This window comes from Acidaminococcus sp., assembly GCA_022482815.1.
Lineage (GTDB): Bacteria > Bacillota > Negativicutes > Acidaminococcales > Acidaminococcaceae > Acidaminococcus.
The window spans coordinates 193,766-213,787 of sequence record JAKVOM010000001.1 but is presented as its reverse complement, the minus strand read 5'-3'; the positions used below and the strand labels follow the sequence as shown (position 1 = coordinate 213,787).

14 protein-coding genes are annotated in these 20,022 nt (G+C 49.0%); 13 read left to right on the top strand and 1 reads right to left on the bottom strand.

The genetic code is table 11. From position 1 onward, the window contains the following. The first annotated feature begins 194 nt into the window (after window positions 1-194). The 3 genes from LKE33_00990 (at window position 195) to LKE33_00980 (ending at window position 3,237) form a co-directional block, all read left to right on the top strand. Window positions 195-1,454 carry a dicarboxylate/amino acid:cation symporter gene (locus tag LKE33_00990; GenBank protein MCH3949503.1) on the top strand — a complete coding sequence of 420 codons (1,260 nt, stop codon included), beginning with the start codon at window positions 195-197 and terminating at the stop codon, window positions 1,452-1,454. Window positions 1,455-1,745: 291 nt separating this feature from the next. Next, the gene (locus LKE33_00985; GenBank protein MCH3949502.1) at window positions 1,746-2,726 is read left to right on the top strand and encodes an MBL fold metallo-hydrolase; all 981 of its coding nucleotides are present in this window, start codon (window positions 1,746-1,748) and stop codon (window positions 2,724-2,726) included. A 16-nt stretch (window positions 2,727-2,742) separates the two neighbouring features. Then, entirely contained in the window at window positions 2,743-3,237 is a 495-nt protein-coding gene (locus LKE33_00980; protein MCH3949501.1) for an NAD(P)H-dependent oxidoreductase, read from the top strand. 252 nt (window positions 3,238-3,489) lie between these two features. Here LKE33_00980 and LKE33_00975 read toward each other — a convergent pair whose 3' ends face one another. Beyond that, window positions 3,490-4,911, bottom strand: coding sequence for an FAD-binding oxidoreductase (locus LKE33_00975; GenBank protein MCH3949500.1), 1,422 nt, complete (start codon window positions 4,909-4,911; stop codon window positions 3,490-3,492). A gap of 297 nt (window positions 4,912-5,208) precedes the next feature. On the opposite strand from LKE33_00975, the gene LKE33_00970 reads away from it, so the two are divergent. The 10 genes from LKE33_00970 to LKE33_00925 all read left to right on the top strand — a co-directional run bounded on the left by LKE33_00970 (window position 5,209) and on the right by LKE33_00925 (window position 19,990). Further along, window positions 5,209-6,822: a hypothetical protein gene (locus LKE33_00970; protein ID MCH3949499.1), complete on the top strand. Its 1,614-nt coding sequence runs from the start codon at window positions 5,209-5,211 to the stop codon at window positions 6,820-6,822. Between the two features lie 120 nt (window positions 6,823-6,942). Continuing rightward, on the top strand, window positions 6,943-8,112 hold the full coding sequence (locus tag LKE33_00965) for an efflux RND transporter periplasmic adaptor subunit (protein ID MCH3949498.1): 1,170 nt from the start codon (window positions 6,943-6,945) through the stop codon (window positions 8,110-8,112). A gap of 15 nt (window positions 8,113-8,127) precedes the next feature. Next, window positions 8,128-11,295, top strand: a complete 3,168-nt coding sequence (locus LKE33_00960) for an efflux RND transporter permease subunit (protein MCH3949497.1) — start codon at window positions 8,128-8,130, stop codon at window positions 11,293-11,295. 485 nt (window positions 11,296-11,780) lie between these two features. Further along, window positions 11,781-13,511: an ABC transporter ATP-binding protein/permease gene (locus LKE33_00955; protein ID MCH3949496.1), complete on the top strand. Its 1,731-nt coding sequence runs from the start codon at window positions 11,781-11,783 to the stop codon at window positions 13,509-13,511. Window positions 13,512-13,561: 50 nt separating this feature from the next. Beyond that, window positions 13,562-14,911: a sodium:alanine symporter family protein gene (locus LKE33_00950; protein ID MCH3949495.1), complete on the top strand. Its 1,350-nt coding sequence runs from the start codon at window positions 13,562-13,564 to the stop codon at window positions 14,909-14,911. A 460-nt stretch (window positions 14,912-15,371) separates the two neighbouring features. Continuing rightward, window positions 15,372-16,550 (top strand): FprA family A-type flavoprotein, encoded by a 1,179-nt coding sequence (locus LKE33_00945; protein ID MCH3949494.1) that lies wholly within the window; start codon window positions 15,372-15,374, stop codon window positions 16,548-16,550. A gap of 157 nt (window positions 16,551-16,707) precedes the next feature. Next, window positions 16,708-17,463, top strand: coding sequence for a 23S rRNA (guanosine(2251)-2'-O)-methyltransferase RlmB (rlmB, locus tag LKE33_00940; GenBank protein ID MCH3949493.1), 756 nt, complete (start codon window positions 16,708-16,710; stop codon window positions 17,461-17,463). 27 nt (window positions 17,464-17,490) lie between these two features. Then, on the top strand, window positions 17,491-18,198 hold the full coding sequence (gene sigH, locus LKE33_00935) for an RNA polymerase sporulation sigma factor SigH (GenBank protein MCH3949492.1): 708 nt from the start codon (window positions 17,491-17,493) through the stop codon (window positions 18,196-18,198). A 212-nt stretch (window positions 18,199-18,410) separates the two neighbouring features. Next, the gene (gene brxF, locus LKE33_00930; protein MCH3949491.1) at window positions 18,411-18,872 is read left to right on the top strand and encodes a BREX-3 system P-loop-containing protein BrxF; all 462 of its coding nucleotides are present in this window, start codon (window positions 18,411-18,413) and stop codon (window positions 18,870-18,872) included. A 17-nt stretch (window positions 18,873-18,889) separates the two neighbouring features. Beyond that, window positions 18,890-19,990: a 6-phosphofructokinase gene (locus LKE33_00925; GenBank protein MCH3949490.1), complete on the top strand. Its 1,101-nt coding sequence runs from the start codon at window positions 18,890-18,892 to the stop codon at window positions 19,988-19,990. Window positions 19,991-20,022 lie beyond the last annotated feature (32 nt).

Here is a 20,022-nt window from a genome sequence, read left to right as displayed (position 1 = left end):
CGCTCTATTTACACAAACAGAGGGCAAATTGTTTCTTCTTTAATAATATAGTAATAAATAATTTGTATATACTGAATAATTTGAAAATAAAGAAATGTAATGCTACAATGAAGTTGCATTGGATACAATATGCAAAATTTTTATCGGGTGTGGGCATATCGGTCAAGTTAAGATGCAGAAAGAGGAGAGATATTATGGATGAATCAAGGAAAAAGACAATGTCACTCAGTCTATGGATTGCCCTGGCTATGGTTGCCGGTATTGTTGCCGGTATCGCTATGTGGGGATCCATGGGGGCCAAGGCAGCTGCAGCTTTTACTACGGCCTGGCTCAAACCGTTTGGCGATATCTTTATCAATTTGCTGAAGTTTGTAGTCGTTCCTATGGTGCTTCTTTCCATCATTGATGGTGTGGTACAGCTCGGTGACGTCCGCAAGGTCGGGACCATCGGCGTCCGCACACTGATTTATTTCCTTATTACGACGGCTATCGCCTGTGTCATCGGGCTGGCTCTGGGGACTGCTTTTGAAAGTCAGTTCCCGGTTCTTTCCATGGCTCAGAATCAGGCATTTAAGGCAAAGGCAGCACCAACTGTCATGCAGACGATTGTCAATATTTTCCCGAGCAATATGTGGAAGGCTTTTTCCTCGGCTTCTATGCTTCAGGTCATTTTTATCGCTATCATCTTTGGCGGCGGGATTCTGCTGGCCGGTGAAAAGGGCAAACCGACGGCTACGCTTGTGCGTTCCATGGAAGAAGTCATGATGAAGGTCATGATGATGATTATCAGCGTATCTCCCGTTGGTGTTTTCTGCCTGATGGCATGGGTGGTCGCCAGCCAGGGGCCGAGCATTGTAACGAGCCTGGCTCTCGTTATCGGGGTCGCTTACATCGGCTACATTATCCACGCTTTCGTGGTATATTCCCTGTCTGCTAAATTTATTGCCGGGATGCATCCGATTGATTTCTTCAGAGGAATCATGCCTGCGTTCCTGTTCGCTTTTACCTCTACTTCCTCTCTTGCCACGCTTCCGATTTCCATGGAATGCGCCGACAAGATGGGAGTCAAGCGGGAAGTCAGCTCCTTCGTGCTGCCGCTTGGTGCAACGGTTAACATGGATGGTACCGCTATTTATCAGTGCGTAGCAACCGTCTTCCTGGCTCGCTGCATGGGAATGCATCTGACGGGTACGCAGCTTGTAACGGTTGTGCTTACGGCAACCCTGGCCTCTATTGGTACGGCCGGGACATCTGGCGCCGGTACGATTATGCTGGCTATGGTTTTGGAAGCTGTAGGTATCGATCCGATTTACATCGGCATCATTTTCGGCGCCGACCGTATCTTTGATATGGGCCGTACCGCTCTTAACGTCATCGGTGATATTTCCTGCTCTGTCTGTGTCAACAAATGGTATAATTCCGGCGCAGTGAGTATGAAGCAAAAAAGTGAGTAAAAGGCTGTGATGCCGGATAAGTGAGTTTAGTTGAAGGGGCTGTGAAAAATGGTTTCATTTTTCACGACCTCTTCTTTTGCTATCGGCTGCTATCTGCAAACTGCTATCGGCTGTCTGCTTCGGGTTTTGTCCTGACAATCTGTTCACATTTGCGGACAAACTATCAGATGCCAGCCACTTCTTCACTTTACCGAAGGCAGCCAAAAGCTGAATGTTAAATGCTAGAAGCGTCTTTTCATTTTAATTATGTTAGAATAAAGATAGAAATAATCATCGCAGGGAGTGAACAACGTGTCTGAACGCCTGGCCGAAAATCTATGGCGGCTGGATATTCCTTTGGTGGGAAATCCGCTGAAAAACTTAAATAGCTATTTGTTTGTTGGGGAACGCAACCTGCTCATTGATACCGGTTTTAACGAACCGACATGCCGGGAAGCGATGCTGCAGCAGCTTTCGGAGCTGCACGTGGATCTCAGTCACACGGATATTTTCCTGACCCACGTCCATCACGACCATTCGGGCCTGTCGACGTTCCTGCACAGGCCGGGATGCCGGATTTATATCAGTGAGATTGACGGCAGACGACTTTCCGCTATCCGGGATGATGAACTTTGGAAAAAACGTTACCATAGATGTATTTTTAATGGCTTTTCTGAGGAGGAAGTCCTGGCTCTGTGGGGGAAAAATCCTGCACAGACGCGGGGACCGGAACCATTTGACGACTACACTTTTGTAACTGATGGGGAAGTACTGCATTACGGCGGAATGGCGCTGCAATGTCTTTTTACGCCCGGCCACACACCGGGTCATATGTGCCTTTGCGAAGGGAAAAAGCGCTGGCTCTTTACGGGAGATCATGTACTGTTTCGCATTACACCGAATATTTGTGACTGGCTCGGCGTCAAAGATTCTTTGGGCGATTACCTGGTCAGCCTTGATAAAATCCGTAATTTGCCGGCAGAAAGGCTTTTTCCGGGGCACAGGGTGCCGCTCGGCACGCTGCGTGATCGGGTAGATTTCTTAAAGGAACACCACCGGAAGCGTCTTGAAGGTGTAATGAATATCGTAGAAGCGCATCCGGGGCTTACGCCTTATGAGATTGCGGGGCTCATGCAGTGGAACATCAGGGCGCGGAACTGGAAAGAATTTCCGCTGACGCAGAAATATTTTGCGACAGGGGAAGCTAAGGCCCATCTTGATTATTTGACCGTGCGCGGGAAACTGACCCATGAGATGCAGGGTGAACGCAATGAATACTTTATAGTCAAGTGAAGAAAGGATGACGGAAATGATTCATGCAGTAATTATTTTTGATTCCAAGACCGGAAACACGGCAAAAGCCGCTTCCTACATCGCGGAAGGATTGGAGAAGAGCGGGCACATTAAAGTAAGCACTTTTAAAATTCCTGACGTAGATGTGGAGACTGTCAAAGCAGCGGATGTCGTTATTTTCGGAGCGCCTACCTATATGGCATCGCTGACGGGGGATATGACATCGTGGCTCCAAAAGGAGGGTCACGGACTCAATCTTGCCGGGAAATTAGGTGGTGCTTTTGCCACTGCGCAGTACATCCACGGCGGGGCTGATCTGGTTATCCAAACGCTTCTGACGCACGCAATGGTCTTTGGCATGATGGTCTATTCCGGGGGATCTGCCAAGGGCAAGCCTGTTATTCACTTGGGACCTGTCGGCATGAGCCCTAAGATGGAAGATTTTGCCGATCTCTTCAGAACGTATGGCGAGCGCATGGCAGAGCAGGCAGAAGCCATTTATAAGAAATAACCTGAGGCACTATAGAAGTGGTCAGTGGGTAAGATGGTTAGTACAATCGTGTGAATGGTTGACTTGGCGGATTCTTGAGTAAGACTACAGATAGAAGTCAGTTTTTAATCTTTGCAAACTGAGAAACAGTTTGCTTCCACAGGCGGAATGCGGGCTGCGGACAGAGAAAAGCGTGAAAAAGGGGCTGTGAAACAATGCATTCGCATATTTCACAGCCCCTTGTATATTATTATGATATTTTCCGGTTACTGTTTAGAAGCAGATCTTATTCGGATTCAGTATCAGATTAGGGTCAAAGACTTCTTTGATGCCCTGCATAATCCGGATCTGGGCCGGTTCCAATGCCTTTTGCAGATAAGGCGCTTTACCGAAGCCGATGCCGTGTTCACCGGAAATCTGCCCATCCAGCTCCAGCGCCTTGGCATACAGGTCATCCATAAAGCGTGCCGTGGCTTCTTTAAAAGGCATTATATCCTTCTGCTCGCCGTTGGCGCAGGCGTACACGTGGATGTTTCCATCACCGGCGTGACCAAACATGCGGACATCGAATGGATAATTGTCACGAATTTCGTGAATGTGCAGGATGAAATCAGGAATATGGGAAACCGGGACGACAACATCGCACTCATCAATCAGGTTGTATTGGTTTTCCAGTCCTTCCAGGAAGGCGGAACGGGCTGCCCAGGTCTTATCCAGATACATGGGAACGTCGGCCACGAGCACATCCATGGCATTGGCACCGAGGAACAATTCAGAAGCATCTTCTACAGCCTGATCAAGGAGGTCATTGGTGGAAGCATCCAGCGTAACGAGCAGGTAAGCTCCTACCGTTTCTCCTTCCACTTGCTTGGGGAAGACGCTTGTGCCGATGTAGGCTTCCGTTGTATCGAGCATTTCCTTTTCGAAGAATTCGATAGCCTGTGGATCAAGGCCTGAACGTTTTAGCGGCGGCACGGTCTGAATGGCCTCTGACAGCGTACGGAACGGCACGATGAGGGAACAGTGACACTTGGGCGGCGTAATCAGTTTCAGCGTGAGTTCCGTGATAATGCCCAGCGTGCCTTCGGAACCGATCATCAGATGGAGCAGACTGTATCCGGAAGAAGTTTTGCTGACGGGAGCTCCGAGCCGGACAATCTCGCCTGTCGGAAGTACTACCGTCATAGCCAGTACATAATCACGTGTTGTCCCGTATTTTACAGCGCGCATCCCGCCCGCATTAGTCGACACGTTGCCGCCGAGGGTGGCATATTTCTCGCCGGGATCGGGCGGATAGAAAAATCCGTGGGCAGCGGCGTCTCTAGCCAAATCATCAAGGAGCACGCCGGGCTGGACGCGGACGTTCATATTTTTTTCATCGTAGCCGAGGATTTTGTTCATGCGAACCGTGCAGAGCACGACACCGCCCTGAACCGGAGTGCAGCCGCCGGCAAGCCCCGTTCCGGAACCGCGGACCGTAACCGGGACATGATGCTCGTTGCAGAGCTTCATGATGGCGGCAATTTCTTCCGTTGAATTGACATCAATGGTAGCTTCCGGCATGCCGATGCCATAAATCGGCATGGTGTCATGTGTGTAGTCAGGGTTGATGGATTCGCCTACAACCACGCGGCGTCCGGCAATATCAAATAACTTCTGAAGAAAATCAGGGGTAATCGGATTATACTCAGTCATCTGTTGCAAACACTCCTTTTTTCAGGTCAATTTTACTTTATCTCCACAAGTATATGCGTTTTCAGATAATTAGTAAAGAAGAGAGGCTCTGTCTGTAGTTTTCTTCAGATGCTGCCGGCTGCTGTCCGGGCTGCGCAGAGCAGAAAGCAGACGGCGGAACAAGGGAATGTGAAAGAAGGCACACGCATTATATTCTATAGTTCTTGTTTTTTATTCAAATTCTACCCAAATTTCTCATTTCTATTGTATAATAACTAGACACTTAATTAGAAAATAACATACAGGAGGTTCCTTACATTGAATAGATTGCATAAAAAATTTGGAATCGCCCTGGTGCTGGCAGGGCTTATGGGATTTCCCTTTCATCGGGGAGAAGCTGCCGAGATTACGGCAGAGGGTGATACCCAGCCGGCTGCAGCTTCCGGAACTATTGAGAAGACGGAAGGCTGGAGCCGTGCGGAAAGCCGCAAAGAACATGAGTCCAGGGAAAAAGAGAAAGCGGCTGCTGCGGAAGATAAGAAGGATAATGAAATTCCTATTGGCAATGTGCCGCAAAAGCCTTCTTTCAAGCCGCAGACACGTGAAGTCGATTTCACGCTGCAGCATGGCCAGCTTGTGAGTGAAGCCATCGGCGATGTGGACGGAGACGGAGAAGCCGAGATTGTTGACCTGATGGGAAGCCCCGTTGTTGACAAATCAAGCTTCATGGGCGATATGTACGTGATTGTAAAGGATTCCGAGAACGCTCCTGTCAAATATTATATTCGTCCGAAGAATCTGGGCGGATACGATGCTTATGTAACACTTGCCGACGTGACGGGCAGCGGTGCCATGAATGTGGTGATTGCAGCTCCTACGGGCGGCAGCGGCGGAATGGTGGATTACCGGATCCTCGATTTCACGGGCAGCAAACCGGAGGAAATCTTTACGTCCACCGATAACCGGGGTATCCAAATGAATGGCGTCTACCTGGACGGATTCCGTGCACGGCTGAATTTCCCGAGCATTCAGCAGGAGGTCATCCTTGATCTTTCCAAGGATAAAGATATGTATGAAACGCTGAACGTCTTCAATAAAGACGGCACGGTTCGCCTTTCCGGACAGAGACCTTACGTACAGGGAATCAGTCAGCTGATGACTGCTGATACGAATGGCGATGGGGTCGACGCGGTCATAACGGTACAGAAGATTGCCGGTGTCATCAATGCCAGCCCTCTTGGGTATGTCCGTACCCGTTGGGAATATCGTGCCGGGACGTGGGTGCCCGATGATGTGAACTTCCAGGCTAATCTTTATGCTAAGCCCAAGTATAATGCCGGGCAGAGCGTGCAGGGTAAGAGCGGCTACGAAATCATTCCCCAGGAAGTAGAGACGCCGGCAGGGACGCTGGAATATCCGCATTTTCAAAAAATTGACCCCAAGCTGGCCTGGAAATTGAATCATCAGATTGAAATGTTTTACCGCGACCGCCAGAAAGCGGCTACGTTCGGCAGCCGCCTGCATTTATCCTACGATGTGAAGTATGCAGGCAGGAATTACGTCAGTCTGCTTGTGATGGGACTCTATTCCGATCATGAAATCAGTGAGCCTGTGATCAAGAGCTTCAATTTCAACCTCAAAACGGGCGAAGAAGTGCCTTTGAAAGATCTCGTACGTCCGTATGGCAAGTTTTGGAAACTAGTGACCAAAAAGGCGGAAGAAAAGAATATCACTGTTACGGAAAAGGATCTGAATGGGTATTACTACGATAATGCCGTATTTGCTATTCTTTACGGAAACCACAGGGAGCTTGACCTGCCGGAAGAAGATGTACTGCCGTTCCTGTTAAAGAATAAGCTGAATGAAGAATTTTTGACTAGCCAGTCAAACGATGAAAAAAAGATGAAAATAGAGAAAAACAGAGAAATATGAAGGATAATCAGTGATTTTGGCGTTTGATACCCGTTCGGGGTTACGCTATAATATTGGGTGTTTCTTTAAGTAGAATTTTTTTGCCCCTGTGAGGGTAGGTGTGTAGGAGGAATTAGTCAAATGATAGGAAAAAAGAAAGCGATGGCAGTTGGCATGGCATTGCTGCTCGTGCTGGGGGCTGCTGGCTGCAGTAAGAAAACTGCGACCACATCCGGCGCCGTTAAGGTAAAGGCAATGCAGGCCATCAAGAGAGATACACCGATTACGTATGAGTACACCGGTTTCGTAGAAGCAAAGGATGAAGTATCCATTAAATCCAAGGTAACCGGAACAATTGTCGGAAAGTATGTAAACGGCGGTGACTATGTAGAAGCTGGTCAGCTGCTGTACGAAATCGATCCGCGTACCTATCAGGCCGACGTCCTGAATGCACAGGCAAACTTGGCTAATGCACAGGCAACTCTCGCAAATGCGCAGCGCGATGCGGCTCGTTATCAGACTTTGTATGAACAAGGTGCTGTTTCCAAACAGACCGCGGATCAGTATAACACGGCATTGGCACAGGCTCAGGCAAGCGTGGATGCTTACCAGGCTCTCGTAACTTCTTCCCAGGTCAATGTCAGCGATACGCGCATCATAGCTCCTTTTGCCGGCAAGATTGATACCAATACGCTGGCAGCAGGTGAATTTGTAACGGCTAATTCTACCGTTCTGACGACGCTGTCCAACAGCAACCCGATGCGTGTCCGTTTCTCCGTTTCTGAAAGTGATTACCTTGATATGCTGAAGGGCAATACGGATAACGGTACTCAGCTTCGTGATATTACCCTTACCCTGGCAGATGGCTCCGAGTATCCGTACAGAGGCTATGTGGATCAGGTTGACCGCAGTGTCAGCGACACGACCGGTACACTGACCTTAAAGGCCGTTTTTGAAAACCCGAATAACCTGCTCCTGCCTGGCATGTTTGCCAATGTTTCTCTGGTGGGCTCCACGGTGCCTAACGCGGTTCTTGTTCCGCAGCGTGCTGTAACGGATTTGCTTTACAAGCATTATGTGTATGTAATCAATTCTGATAATACGGTTTCCTTGAAGGAAGTTCAGCTTGGTGCCCGTATCGGACGTCTGTGGCTTGTGAAGAGCGGACTTGATGGTTCGGAAACTGTTGTTGTTGAAGGTGTTCAGAAGCTGAACAAAGACAGTAAAGTTGATCCGACGATGATCACTGAAGATGATCTGGATACGACTGAATCCTCTTCCACTTCCACCGATTCAACTTCTGCAAAGTGAGAGGGGGTCTGACAAGTGGCAAAATTCTTTATTGACCACCCCGTATTCGCTTGCGTTATTTCCATTATTCTTGCGCTCGTCGGTGGTATTTCCGCAATGAGCCTTCCTGTAGCCCAGTATCCGCAGATTTCTTATCCGCGTGTTTCCGTAACAACGAACTACGTCGGTGCTAACGCGGAAGTTATCGAACAAACGGTAGCTCAGGCTATTGAAGAACAGGTCAACGGCGTTGATGACATGATCGATATGCGTTCGACCAGTGATAACGCCGGTAACTATAGTCTGGATATTAAATTCAACCTGGAATCCGATGCCGATATGGACATGGTCAAGGTACAGAACCGTGTGTCTCAGGCAAACGCTTCCCTGCCGAGTGAAGTTACGGAGTATGGTGTTACGACGATGAAACGCGCCGATGAAACCATTATGTACTTCTCCCTGATTTCACCGAACGGCACTTACGATGAACTGTTCATGAAAAACTATGGTGCTACGCAGTTCGTCGATGCCCTGAAACGTGTAAAGGGCGTTTCCGAAGTCAACGAATATGGCCCTGAATTGTCCCTGCGTATCTGGCTGGATCCGATGAAGATGGCCCTCAATGGCATTACGGCAGCTGATGTTTCCACGGCTGTCAAGAACCAGAACATTCAGGCGCCTGTAGGTCAGATTGGCGGACGGCCGACAGTGAATGATCAGGAGTACCAGTACTCCGCTCGTCTGCAGGGCCGTTTGAAAACGGAATCGGAGTTCGGGAATATCGTTCTTAAGAACTCGAATGGGCAGCTGCTCCACCTGCGTGATATCGCCCGCGTTGAGTATGGTAAGAGAAGTGACTTCGTAGTTGGTCGTCTGGATGGTGTGCCGGCTATGCAGTACGCCATCACGCTGCAGTCCGATGCAAACTCCCTGGAATCTGTAGCTGCTATCAGAAAGGTACTGTCGGAAGCAGAAAAGAACTTCCCGCCTGATTTACAGTTGATTATCGTACAGGATAACACGGACTACGTGCGTGAATCCTTAAAAGAAGTAGGTGTCACGTTCATTGAAACGCTGATTCTCGTAGTGCTTATTACCTGGCTCTTCCTGCAGAGCTGGCGAGCTACCTTGATTCCGGTTCTGGCTATTCCGGTTTCCCTGCTCGGTACCTTTACTTCTTTCTATATCTTTGATTTCACCATCAATACATTGACATTGTTCGCTCTGGTGCTGGCTATCGGTATCGTCGTCGATGATGCTATCGTTGTCGTTGAAGCTGTCGAATATAACGTTGACGAAATGGGCATGAGCGCCAAGGAAGCTACGTTCGCGGCTATGCGTTCCGTATCGGGCGCTATTGTCGCTACGGCATTCGTACTGCTCGCCGTTTTCCTGCCGGTATCTTTCATGAGCGGTGCTACGGGCGTATTGTACAAGCAGTTCGCTCTCACCATTGTGGTGGCATTGTCCCTGTCGGCAGTCGTCGCTATGTCCCTGTCACCGGCCGTCAGCTCCATCGTCATCAAACCGAAGACGGAAGTGAAGACCGGTAAAATCCTGACCAAGGTATTCGATGTCTTCAACAGATGGCTCGAATGGGCGACTAAGCATTATGTGAATCTTTGTAAGAAGCTGCTCAATCATTACAAACTCGGCCTCTGTGGTGTAGGTCTTGTCTTCGTTATGATTGGCGTCTTCTTTAAGCTGATTCCTAGCGGTTACGTACCGGATGAAGACCAGTCCTTTATGCTGGTTTCCGCTTCGATGCCGGCTGCGTCTTCTATGAACCGTACATCAGCTTTTTCCGGTAAGTTTGCTACGGAAGTCAAGAAGATCCCCGGTGTCAGGTACGTCATGGAAGTTATTGGTATCGATGTCCTGTCCAGTACGCGTCAGCCGGATGGCGTTTTGGTTCCTGTTAAACTGAATGATATCGACGAACGTGAAGCTCAAACTGGTCAGAGCGTACAGGACATTATCAATAAGGTAGCCGCTATGGGTGCCGAAACTCCTGAAGCAACGGTTCGTGCTTTCAACGTCGCTGTCCTTCCCGGTATGTCCAGTACCGGTTCCCTGAGCCTTTACATCATGGATACGGTTGGTAAAGATACCGATACGATGAACCAGGACGTTCAAAAACTGCTGGGTCTTATTAATCAGCGTCCGGAAGTGTCCATGGCTTACACGACGTTCTCAAACAGCACGCCCTCCATCGAATTCGAACTGGATCGTGAAAAAACCGAAAGCCTGGATATCCCTGTTTCTAACGTAACAACGGCCCTTCAGGCAAACCTCGGCGGCAGTGAAATCAACGACTTCAACCTCCTGGGCAGAACTTGGAAAGTTGTTATGCAGGCAGATCCGAAGTTCCGTGCCGATACGAAGGAACTTTCCAATATCTTCGTAAAGAACAACTCCGGAGACCTGATTCCTATTTCGGCTGTAGTTACGGCTAAAGAAATTCAGGCTCCTCCTGTTATCACGCGTTTCAACAACGCCCGTGGTGCTAAGATTGCAGGTGCTCCTGCTACCGGGTATTCTACCGGCCAGGCTATCGAGGCCATCGAAAGCGTGCTGAATGAAAACCTCCCAAGTGGTTATACCTACGAATGGGTTGACCAGAGCCGTGATGAAAAGAACGCAGGTTCTTCTTCCTACATGATTTTCGGTGCTTCCCTGATCTTCGTATATTTGTGCTTGTCTGCTCTGTACGAATCCTGGACGCTGCCGCTGGGCATTATCTTCGGTGTACCTACGGCCGTCATGGGCTGCGTAGGGTTCCAGTATCTGAGAGGCCTTAACGCTGATATTTACATGCAGATCGGTATGATTGTGCTGATTGGTCTGTCGGCTAAGAACTCCATTTTGATTGTCGAATACGCAAAGATGAGAGTTGATAATGGCCGTGCCGTCCTGCCGGCTCTGGTTGATACGGTTAAGGTCCGTCTGAGACCTATTCTGATGACCGCTTTCTCAACGGTTATCGGTGCTGTACCTCTGGCTTGGGCATCCGGCGCAGGCGCAGGGTCCCGTACTTCCATCGGTACTGCTATCATCGGCGGTATGATGAGCTCCACCCTGCTGTCTATCTTCCTCGTACCGGTTCTGTTCCTGACGATTGAAAGAGTCTTCCATCCGGAAATTCCTCTGGGATCTACGGAAGATGAAGAAGATGAAACTTCAAACGAATCCGAGGAAAAGTAAAATAGGGTTAGTACGTATGCGTACTGACTCACGAAAAACACCCCTGGAGTCCCGATGGGCTTCAGGGGTGTTTTGTTAATTAAGCCAAACCGTCAGGTTTGGAATTCCTATGCCACCTCCTTCCACGCAGTCGGAAGGAGGGCGGACCGCTCTGCGGTGGAGGAAAGTTTCTTAGTAGGTTTGGGATTCCTCTATAACCTCCTTCCACGCAGTCGGAAGGAGAGGAGAACCGCAGTCAGCACTGACGTAAGGAAGTGCTGACGATAGTGGTGAAGGATAGCTTTTCATTGAGCAAAACGTTCGTTTTTGGACTGTGCAGATTGACAAATTATAATGTGTCTTTTAAATGAAACATACTATGCATAATGAAGGGAAAGAAAATTTTAAATGATACAATGTTTTATAAAATTTTCATAAAACCTTTGCTTTTTATAATATAACGGATTATAATAGCCTCATTCAATGTTTTGTAAGGAGAAGAACAATTGAAAAAAACAAATCTTACCATTGAATTGCTTCGTCAGGTGTGGCACCTGACCCGCAGCTACTGGAAAAGTGAGGAAAAGAAGAAAGCTTTTCTCTTGCTGGCTGCTATTCTTGTTCTCAATCTCGGTGTCGTGTATATGCTGGTTTTGCTCAACGAGTGGAACAATGCATTCTATACGGCACTGCAAAATTATCAGACTGAAGAAATTTTCTCCCAGCTCTGGCGTTTTACCAAACTGGCTTTTACGTATATTGTTCTGGCCGTGTATGCTTACTATCTGCAGCAGACGCTGATTTTGAACTGGCGCCGCTGGCTCACCAATCGCTACATGGATGAATGGCTGCAGAGCAAGACATACTACCGTCTGGAGATGTTCGGGAAAGACATGGATAACCCGGACCAGCGTATCAGTGAAGACGTCAGTCTTTTCGTGACACGTACCTTGAGCTTTTTCATTGGCATTATCAAGGCACTCTGCACATTGCTTTCCTTTGTGGCTATTTTGTGGCAGCTGTCCGGTCCGTTATCTTTTCAGTTCATGGGCCGTACGTGGACCATCAATGGCTACATGGTCTGGGTAGCTGTGGGTTATGCCGTGATTGGTACGTATCTGACGCATAAGGTGGGGCATCGTCTTGTCGGGCTCAATTTTGTGCAGCAGCGGTATGAAGCTGATTTTCGTTTCAGCATGATGCGTATGCGTGAAAACGCCGAAAGCGTTGCGTTTTATCACGGCGAATCTCATGAACGTAAAGTATTTGGCGAACGTTTCAAGAGGCTTCTTGATAATTTCTGGAAAATTGTCCAGAAGCAGAAACAGCTCGTCTGGCTGAATTCCGGGTATTCCCAGATTGCTATTATCTTCCCGTTTGTGGTGGCCATTCCGCGCTATCTGAAAAAAGAGCTGACCCTGGGCGGATTGATGCAGGTGGCGACAGCCTTCGGCCGCGTCCAGGAGTCCCTTTCCTATTTTGTGGATGTATATGCTTCCCTTGCCGAATGGCAGGCTGTGGTTGATCGTCTTACCAGTTTTGGCGCCCATATGCAGGCTGTACGGGAAGCTGGCAACCAGGAACATGTGGAACGCCGGTTTGTGAATCAGCCGGAGATTGAAATCGAAAATCTGGAGGTTGACCTTCCCAATGGACAGGCTATCCTGAAACCGCTTTCCCTGACTTTTGAGCCAGGTGAAAATGTGTTGATCCGCGGCAGCAGCGGCAGCGGTAAGAGTACCCTGCTTCGTGCGCTCGCCGGGATTTGGCCCTTTGCCCGCGGGAAAGTGACAATGCCCGATTTTGAGCATGTGATGTTCATCCCGCAGCGGCCTTACCTGCCGCTGGGCAAACTTCGTGATGCGGTCCTTTATCCGGGAACGCGTCACCGTACTGATGAAGAATTGAAGGCACTGATGACGGACTGCCGGATTGGGTATCTGGCTGACCGCCTGGATCAGGAAGCTGACTGGTCCCATGTTTTCTCTGTGGGTGAACAGCAGCGCCTGGCTTTCGTCCGTGCCCTGATTTATGAGCCGGCGTGGCTCTTCATGGATGAATCTACGTCAGCCCTCGATGAAGATACTGAGGCAGCTATGTATAAGCTGCTGGCAGAGCGGCTTACAAAGACGACCCTTGTCAGCGTGGGTCACCGCAGTACGCTGACTTCCTTCCATCAACGCGCCCTCACTTTGAACAAACAGACTGGTGAAGCGGTGCTTAGTGATATAGGTTAGAAACTTAGCAGAAAGTTGTAAATGATGATGAAGAGGGGGAATTTTGCATTATGAGCATTGAATTGTTGAACAGCATTGATAGTTTCGTATGGGGACCTCCACTGTTGGTGCTGCTCGTCGGTACCGGTATTTTCCTGTCCTGCCGTGTTCATTTCCTGCAGATCAGCCGTCTGCCGAAAGCACTGAAACTTATTTTTACGGCAGAAAACGGGGAAGCAGGGGATATCAACGCGTTTAAGGCACTCTGCACGGCACTTGCCGCAACCGTTGGTACCGGTAATATCGTCGGTGTCGCAACGGCTGTTAAAGCGGGCGGCCCGGGCGCTATCTTCTGGATGTGGATAGCCGCTTTCTTCGGAATGGCTACGAAATATTCCGAAGGCCTGCTGGCCCGTAAATTCCGCACCGTTGACGACAAAGGCAATATTGCCGGCGGCCCGATGTACTACATTACGCTCGGCATGGGCGAAAAGTATAAACCACTGGCTTGTATTTTTGCATTCTTCGGTGTGCTTGTAGCTTACTTTGGTATCGGTACTTTTGCTCAAGTCAACTCCATCGTGGATATTACGAAGCTGAACGCCGGTATCCCTGTTACGGGTACGGCTGTTGTACTGACCATTGCCGTAGCTGCTGTTACGCTGGGCGGCCTGAGGAGTATTTCTGAAGCTGCTTCCCGTATTGTGCCGGCCATGGCTGTGATTTACCTGCTGTCTACGGCTGGTATCCTGATTATATTTGCCGATAAGGTACCTGGTGCCGTAGCTGAAATTTTCCATGATGCTTTTACGACGACGGCGGCCCGCGGCGGTTTCCTTGGCGCAACTGTAATGTACGCCATGCGTAATGGTGTTGCCCGCGGCGTATTCTCCAACGAATCCGGTTTAGGGTCTGCTCCGATTGTAGCCGCTGCTTCCAAAGCAAAGTTCCCTGCAGAACAGGGCCTTATTTCTATGACGGGTACTTTCATTGATACGATTATCATCTGCACCATGACGGGTCTGGTTGTGACCATCAGCGGACTGTGGACGAGTGATCTGAACGGCGCGGCTTTGACGAACGCAGCCTTCCTGCAGGCTTATCCTCAAATGGGAGGTTACCTCCTGATGGTTGGTCTGGTGCTTTTCGCCTTTACGACCATTCTGGGATGGAACTATTACGGCGAACGCTGCATTCAGTTCCTGCTCGGCACAAAGGCTATCTTCCCGTACCGCATTGGATTCATCATTCTGGTTGGTATGGGTGCTTTCCTGAAGCTGGAGGCTATCTGGATTTTGGCCGATATCGTAAATGGTCTTATGGCAATTCCTAACTTGATTGCACTCCTGGCTTTGTCCGGTGTTGTTGTTTCGGAAACCAAAATTTATTTTGATTATCTCCGTACGAAAAAGGAAGAGTAAAAAAGCGGCTGTGAAAAATGGGTTCATTTTTCACAGCCGCTTTTGGCAGATGGCAGACAGCAGATGGCAGGCAGCTGTCGACGGTGGAAGTATAAATGCGCATTTGGCCTTTTGCACATGGCATCTGGGTCGCCTTAGACAAAAAATGCAGGCTTATGACCAGAATAAAACATAAAATTGCATTTGAACTAAATTTGAAAAACTGCCTTCATGGGCGGACTGCGGACGGCGATTTTGTACTGCCTGCAATGTATCGTGTACGGTCGGTGTCTTGCAGACATTGAACCTTGAGACAGGTAGCAGGCGGAGGTTGGTTTTTAATTCACTGCAAATCGCTTGCCGATTTGCTTCATAAAGCGCGACCTGCGACATGCGACCGGCGTTTACAATCATTATAATTGTGTTTACTTTGAGAAAATAGTATAATTGTAGCAGTAGTGTGAGAAAGGAGACTGCACTTATGAAACCACAGGAAATTAGTAAAGATATTTATGAAGTGGGGATTCGGGATTGGACTTGTGCTGACTTTCACGGCTTTTCCACTCCCCGCGGTGTAACTTATAATTCTTATCTTATTATGGATGAAAAGGTCTGCCTGATTGACGGTGTCAAAGCTCCTTTTGCAGAGAGACAACTGTACAATATCAGTGAAGTTGTTGACCCGGCTAAGGTAGATTATATTGTCGTTAACCACGTGGAACCGGACCATTCCGGCAGCCTGCCTCTCCTGGCCAAGGCCTGCCCGAATGCGACAATGCTCATTACGCCGCAGGGCGCCAATGAACTGAAAGAGCATTATGGCGATATCTTCAAAACTCAGATTGTTAAAAAAGGCGATACAATCAGCCTCGGTAAGCGCAGCCTGACCTTTGTTCCTATTCCGATGCTGCACTGGCCTGATTCCATGGTTACGTACTGCCCGGAAGAAGAAATTCTGTTCTCCAGTGATGCTTTCGGTCAGCATTACTGCTGCTCCAAGCGCTTTGATGATGAGACCGAAGTTACCAATATGCTCTATGAAGCACAACGGTATTTTGCTAATATCCTGATGCCTTTCCGCAAATTGGTACCGGGTGCCGTAAAGACGGTACGCGGCCTCAAGCTTCGTATGATCTGCTCCTGCCACGGCAGCATCTGGAGATCCCATATTGAAGATATCCTGAAGTGCTATGAGGACTGGGGCACGGGCAAGACCATCGACCGCATCATCATTGTTTATGATACGATGTGGGGCGGCACGGCTGCTATGGCTAATGCCATTATGGATGGTATCCAGGCTCAGGGCATGCGTGCTAAGCTGTATCGCTACACCAGTGAACGGAAAGCTATGATTATGAGCGACGTTCTGACGGCAAAAGCGATTCTCGTCGGTTCCCCTACGCAGAACAGTGTAATGATGCCGACGATGGGCGCCTTCATGATGTATCTCAAAGGCATGAAGCTGACCGACAAGAAAGCAGCTGCTTTCGGATGCTTCGGCTGGGCCGGCGGTGCACAGAAGGAACTGGAAGCTGCCATCACTGCCAGCGGTATGCAGCTGCTGCCGGGTTTCAACTGCAAGTGGCGTCCGCTGCCTGAGGATATCAAGGCTGCCGAGAAATTCGGCTACGAATTTGCTGAAAAAGTTTCCGGAAAGTAATCGTTAGTTGATAATTGCATAGCAATGGAGCTGAAACCGTAAAATGATTTCAGCTCCATTTGTAGCTTTAGGAATTAACAGCAGGGCTCTGCATCAGGCAGGCCCCAGGAGGCAGAGAAAAAATTCCGCCTCCCTGCCAAAGGAGAAAAAACGAAGGATGAATAACAGTGATATCATTGTCGGCCGCAATGCCGTACGGGAAGCCTTGAGGGCCGGCAGAGGTCTGCAAAAAATTTACATCCAGACGACAAGCCACGGAGGCAGCCTGGCTGATATCCAAACACTTGCAGAAAAAGCGCACATTCCGGTGGAACTGGTGCCGAAGGAAAAAATGGACCGCCTTGCCGGCGGGCTGCGTCATCAAGGGGTGGCCGCGCAGGGGACTCCCGTACCGCTTGCCGATCTTGATACGGTGCTTGGCAGAGTGCAGGCTTCCGGTAAGACGCCGCTTTTCTTGCTTCTTGATGAATTGCAGGATCCGCAGAATGTGGGGGCTCTTATCCGGACGGCCAATTCGGCAGGTTTTGATGGTGTCCTGCTCCCGCAGCGGCGCAGCTGTCCTCTCAACGCGGTCGTTGCCCGGGTATCGGCAGGCGCCGTGGAATATATTCCCATTATTCCTATCGGCAATATGGTTCAGACGATGAAGAAACTGAAAAAAGCGGGTTTCTGGATTGTCGGAGCTGATATGGACGGTAAGGACCTGTACTTTGACGCAGACCTTACGGGACCGATGGTGCTGGTTGTAGGAGCTGAAGGAAATGGTCTGGGACGCCTTGTAAAGGAACAGTGTGATTTTATTGTACGTATCCCCATGCTGGGCCAGGTATCTTCTCTGAATGCTTCGGTGGCCGGTGCCATCCTGATGTATGATATTGTCCGGCAGAGGCTGCTTGCTGAACGAAAGCAGTAATTTTCTTATCTGACGAGAGGTGAATCTATGTCAAACGAGGAACCCATTCATTACGGGCAGATGACCGATGAAGAATTGATTGCCCGCATCCGCAGCGACCATGATGCCAAAGCCCAGGATTTCCTGCTCGAAAAGTATAAGGAATTTGTTAAGATCAAAGCCAGCCGGTATTTTCTTATTGGAGCAGAACGGGAAGATATCGTCCAGGAAGGAATGATTGGTCTCTTTAAGGCCATTCGTGATTTCAAAACGGACCATCAGGCTTCTTTTAAGGTCTTTGCCGAACTGTGTGTCAACCGGCAGATTATTTCTGCCATCAAGGGTGCTAACCGGCAGAAGCATAAACCGCTCAATTCATATGTGTCGCTGGATAAACCGGTCTATGATGACGGCAAGGAACGTACCTTGATGGACATGCTGGGCGGGTCACGCAGCATCGACCCGGAGCATCTGGTCGTGGATCAGGAAGAATTTGCCGATATTGAAAAAAATGTACTTTCCATGCTGAGCGCGTTGGAATGGAAAGTGTTGTGCTGTTATCTCGAGAGCAAGTCCTATCAAGAAATTGCCGCGGAAATGGGACGCAGTACCAAGTCCATCGATAATGCGCTTCAGAGGGTAAAGCGGAAGCTGGAAAAGTACCTTGCCCTGCGTAACCATGACCTGGATCTGGCTACGCTCAATAAAGGCCTGCTTATTATGGCCGCCAAGGAACAATTTCAAAAAGAAAAATAGAGTGCAAAAACTGTATGATCTGCAATTGATTGATTTCAGAAGAAAGATTCCCCAAAATTATTGTTTGATATGATACAATATTCCCGAAGGAAAAAGCCGGAACCGAATTAATAAAAAGTTTTAGAGGGAAGAAACGGCTTTTGACGAATAGGATAATTAGCATATAACCTGAGGTTAAGGTGGGCGAACTAAATATAAGGAGGGCGATAGCCATGAGTCAGATTGATGAATTTCTGAAACAAGTCGAAGAAGTCCAAAAGAAAGATATTAAAGTATTAGTCGTAACCGGTAAACCGGGCAGCGGCAAGAGCAAAATCCTGCGCGAAGCCGCAGAGATGAAAAATTGGGATTATGTGGATTCCCGTCTTTTGATCACGGAAGAATTCCTGAAGCTGCTGCCGAGCGAAAGAAAAGCAAAAGCTCCGGAAACGTTCCGCGCGGAACTCGCTACGCACCGTGGCCCTGTGATTATGCTTGACCGTGTACAGACTTTCTTTATTCCTGTGTTCAACATCGACTCAAAGAGTGTATTTGACGAACTGGGTAAGGCCTTTACTATCGTCCTCGCATGGCCTGGTTATGTGAAAGATGGTCTGCTTTGCTATGACAAATTTGACGGAACCGAATCTATCCGCCTGTCTGCAGCAGATTATACGATTTGGAATATTGACTGAATGAGTAGGTGACAACAATGGAAGGAATTAAAGGAACGCTGGCCGTACTTACTGGGGGTGGTGATTGCCCGGGGCTTAATGCGGTAATTCGGGCAGTAGTGAAAACGGCTATTCATAATGGATATCAGATTTACGGCATTTCCAATGGATTTCATGGTTTGATCCAAAACGACATGAAGCTGCTCTCCATGAGCGATGTGTCGGGCATCCTGCCTCGCGGCGGGACGGTACTTGGTACGACCAACCGTGATAATCCTTTCCGCTACGCCAGCGGTGAAGACAAGGACGGTAACATCATTTACAAGGATATGCGGGATGTTGTCGTCAAAAATTTAAAAGATCATCATGTGGAATGCCTGATCATTATCGGCGGCGACGGCAGTCTGAAGATTGGCTATGACCTGCATCGCTTCTGCGGGGTTAATGTAGTCGGTGTACCGAAGACAATCGATAATGACCTGCCCTGCACGGAACGGACATTCGGTTTTGACACGGCGGTAGCAACCGCAACAGACGCACTGGACCGGCTGCATACTACGGCCGAATCCCATCACCGCGTCATGGTACTGGAAGTCATGGGCCGTTATGCCGGATGGATTGCACTTCATTCCGGACTGGCAGGCGGCGCTGATGTTATCCTGATTCCTGAGATTCCTTATAAGATTGATTCTGTTGTCAAGAAAATCAAAGAACGGCAGAAACAGGGTAAGAAATTCAGTATTATCACTGTAGCCGAAGGTGCAAAGCCGGTAGGCGGGGATATTACTGTAGCCCGCATTGTAAAAGAGAGTTTTGAACAGATCCGCCTGGGCGGTGTCGGCAATAAGCTGGCTGATCAGATCGAGAAGCTGACAGGCATTGAATCCCGTGCCACCATTCTGGGTTACCTGCAGCGCGGCGGCTCACCGACCGCTTATGATCGTATCCTTTCTACGCGTTACGGTGTGGAGGCCGCGGAAGCGTGCATGGACGGCGAATACAATGTAATGGTATCGCTCCATGCCAACGAGATTGTGCGCGTGCCGATTGCGAAGGTCGCTGATCATCCGCATCAGGTACCTCCTGATTCCGATCTCATCAAGTGCGGCCGTGAACTGGGCATCTGCTTCGGAGATTAAGGTGTTAAAAAAGACCATGAAACAATGAGCAA

Excerpts from the sequence above, each read along its gene's own strand:
- rlmB (MCH3949493.1), top strand. The coding sequence starts at position 16,708 with ATGAATAACAGTGATATCATTGTCGGCCGCAATGCCGTACGGGAAGCC.
- LKE33_00925 (MCH3949490.1), top strand. The coding sequence starts at position 18,890 with ATGGAAGGAATTAAAGGAACGCTGGCCGTACTTACTGGGGGTGGTGAT.
- LKE33_00950 (MCH3949495.1), top strand. The coding sequence starts at position 13,562 with ATGAGCATTGAATTGTTGAACAGCATTGATAGTTTCGTATGGGGACCT.
- brxF (MCH3949491.1), top strand. The coding sequence starts at position 18,411 with ATGAGTCAGATTGATGAATTTCTGAAACAAGTCGAAGAAGTCCAAAAG.
- LKE33_00980 (MCH3949501.1), top strand. The coding sequence starts at position 2,743 with ATGATTCATGCAGTAATTATTTTTGATTCCAAGACCGGAAACACGGCA.
- LKE33_00945 (MCH3949494.1), top strand. The coding sequence starts at position 15,372 with ATGAAACCACAGGAAATTAGTAAAGATATTTATGAAGTGGGGATTCGG.
- LKE33_00975 (MCH3949500.1), bottom strand. The coding sequence starts at position 4,911 with ATGACTGAGTATAATCCGATTACCCCTGATTTTCTTCAGAAGTTATTT.
- LKE33_00965 (MCH3949498.1), top strand. The coding sequence starts at position 6,943 with ATGATAGGAAAAAAGAAAGCGATGGCAGTTGGCATGGCATTGCTGCTC.
- sigH (MCH3949492.1), top strand. The coding sequence starts at position 17,491 with ATGTCAAACGAGGAACCCATTCATTACGGGCAGATGACCGATGAAGAA.
- LKE33_00990 (MCH3949503.1), top strand. The coding sequence starts at position 195 with ATGGATGAATCAAGGAAAAAGACAATGTCACTCAGTCTATGGATTGCC.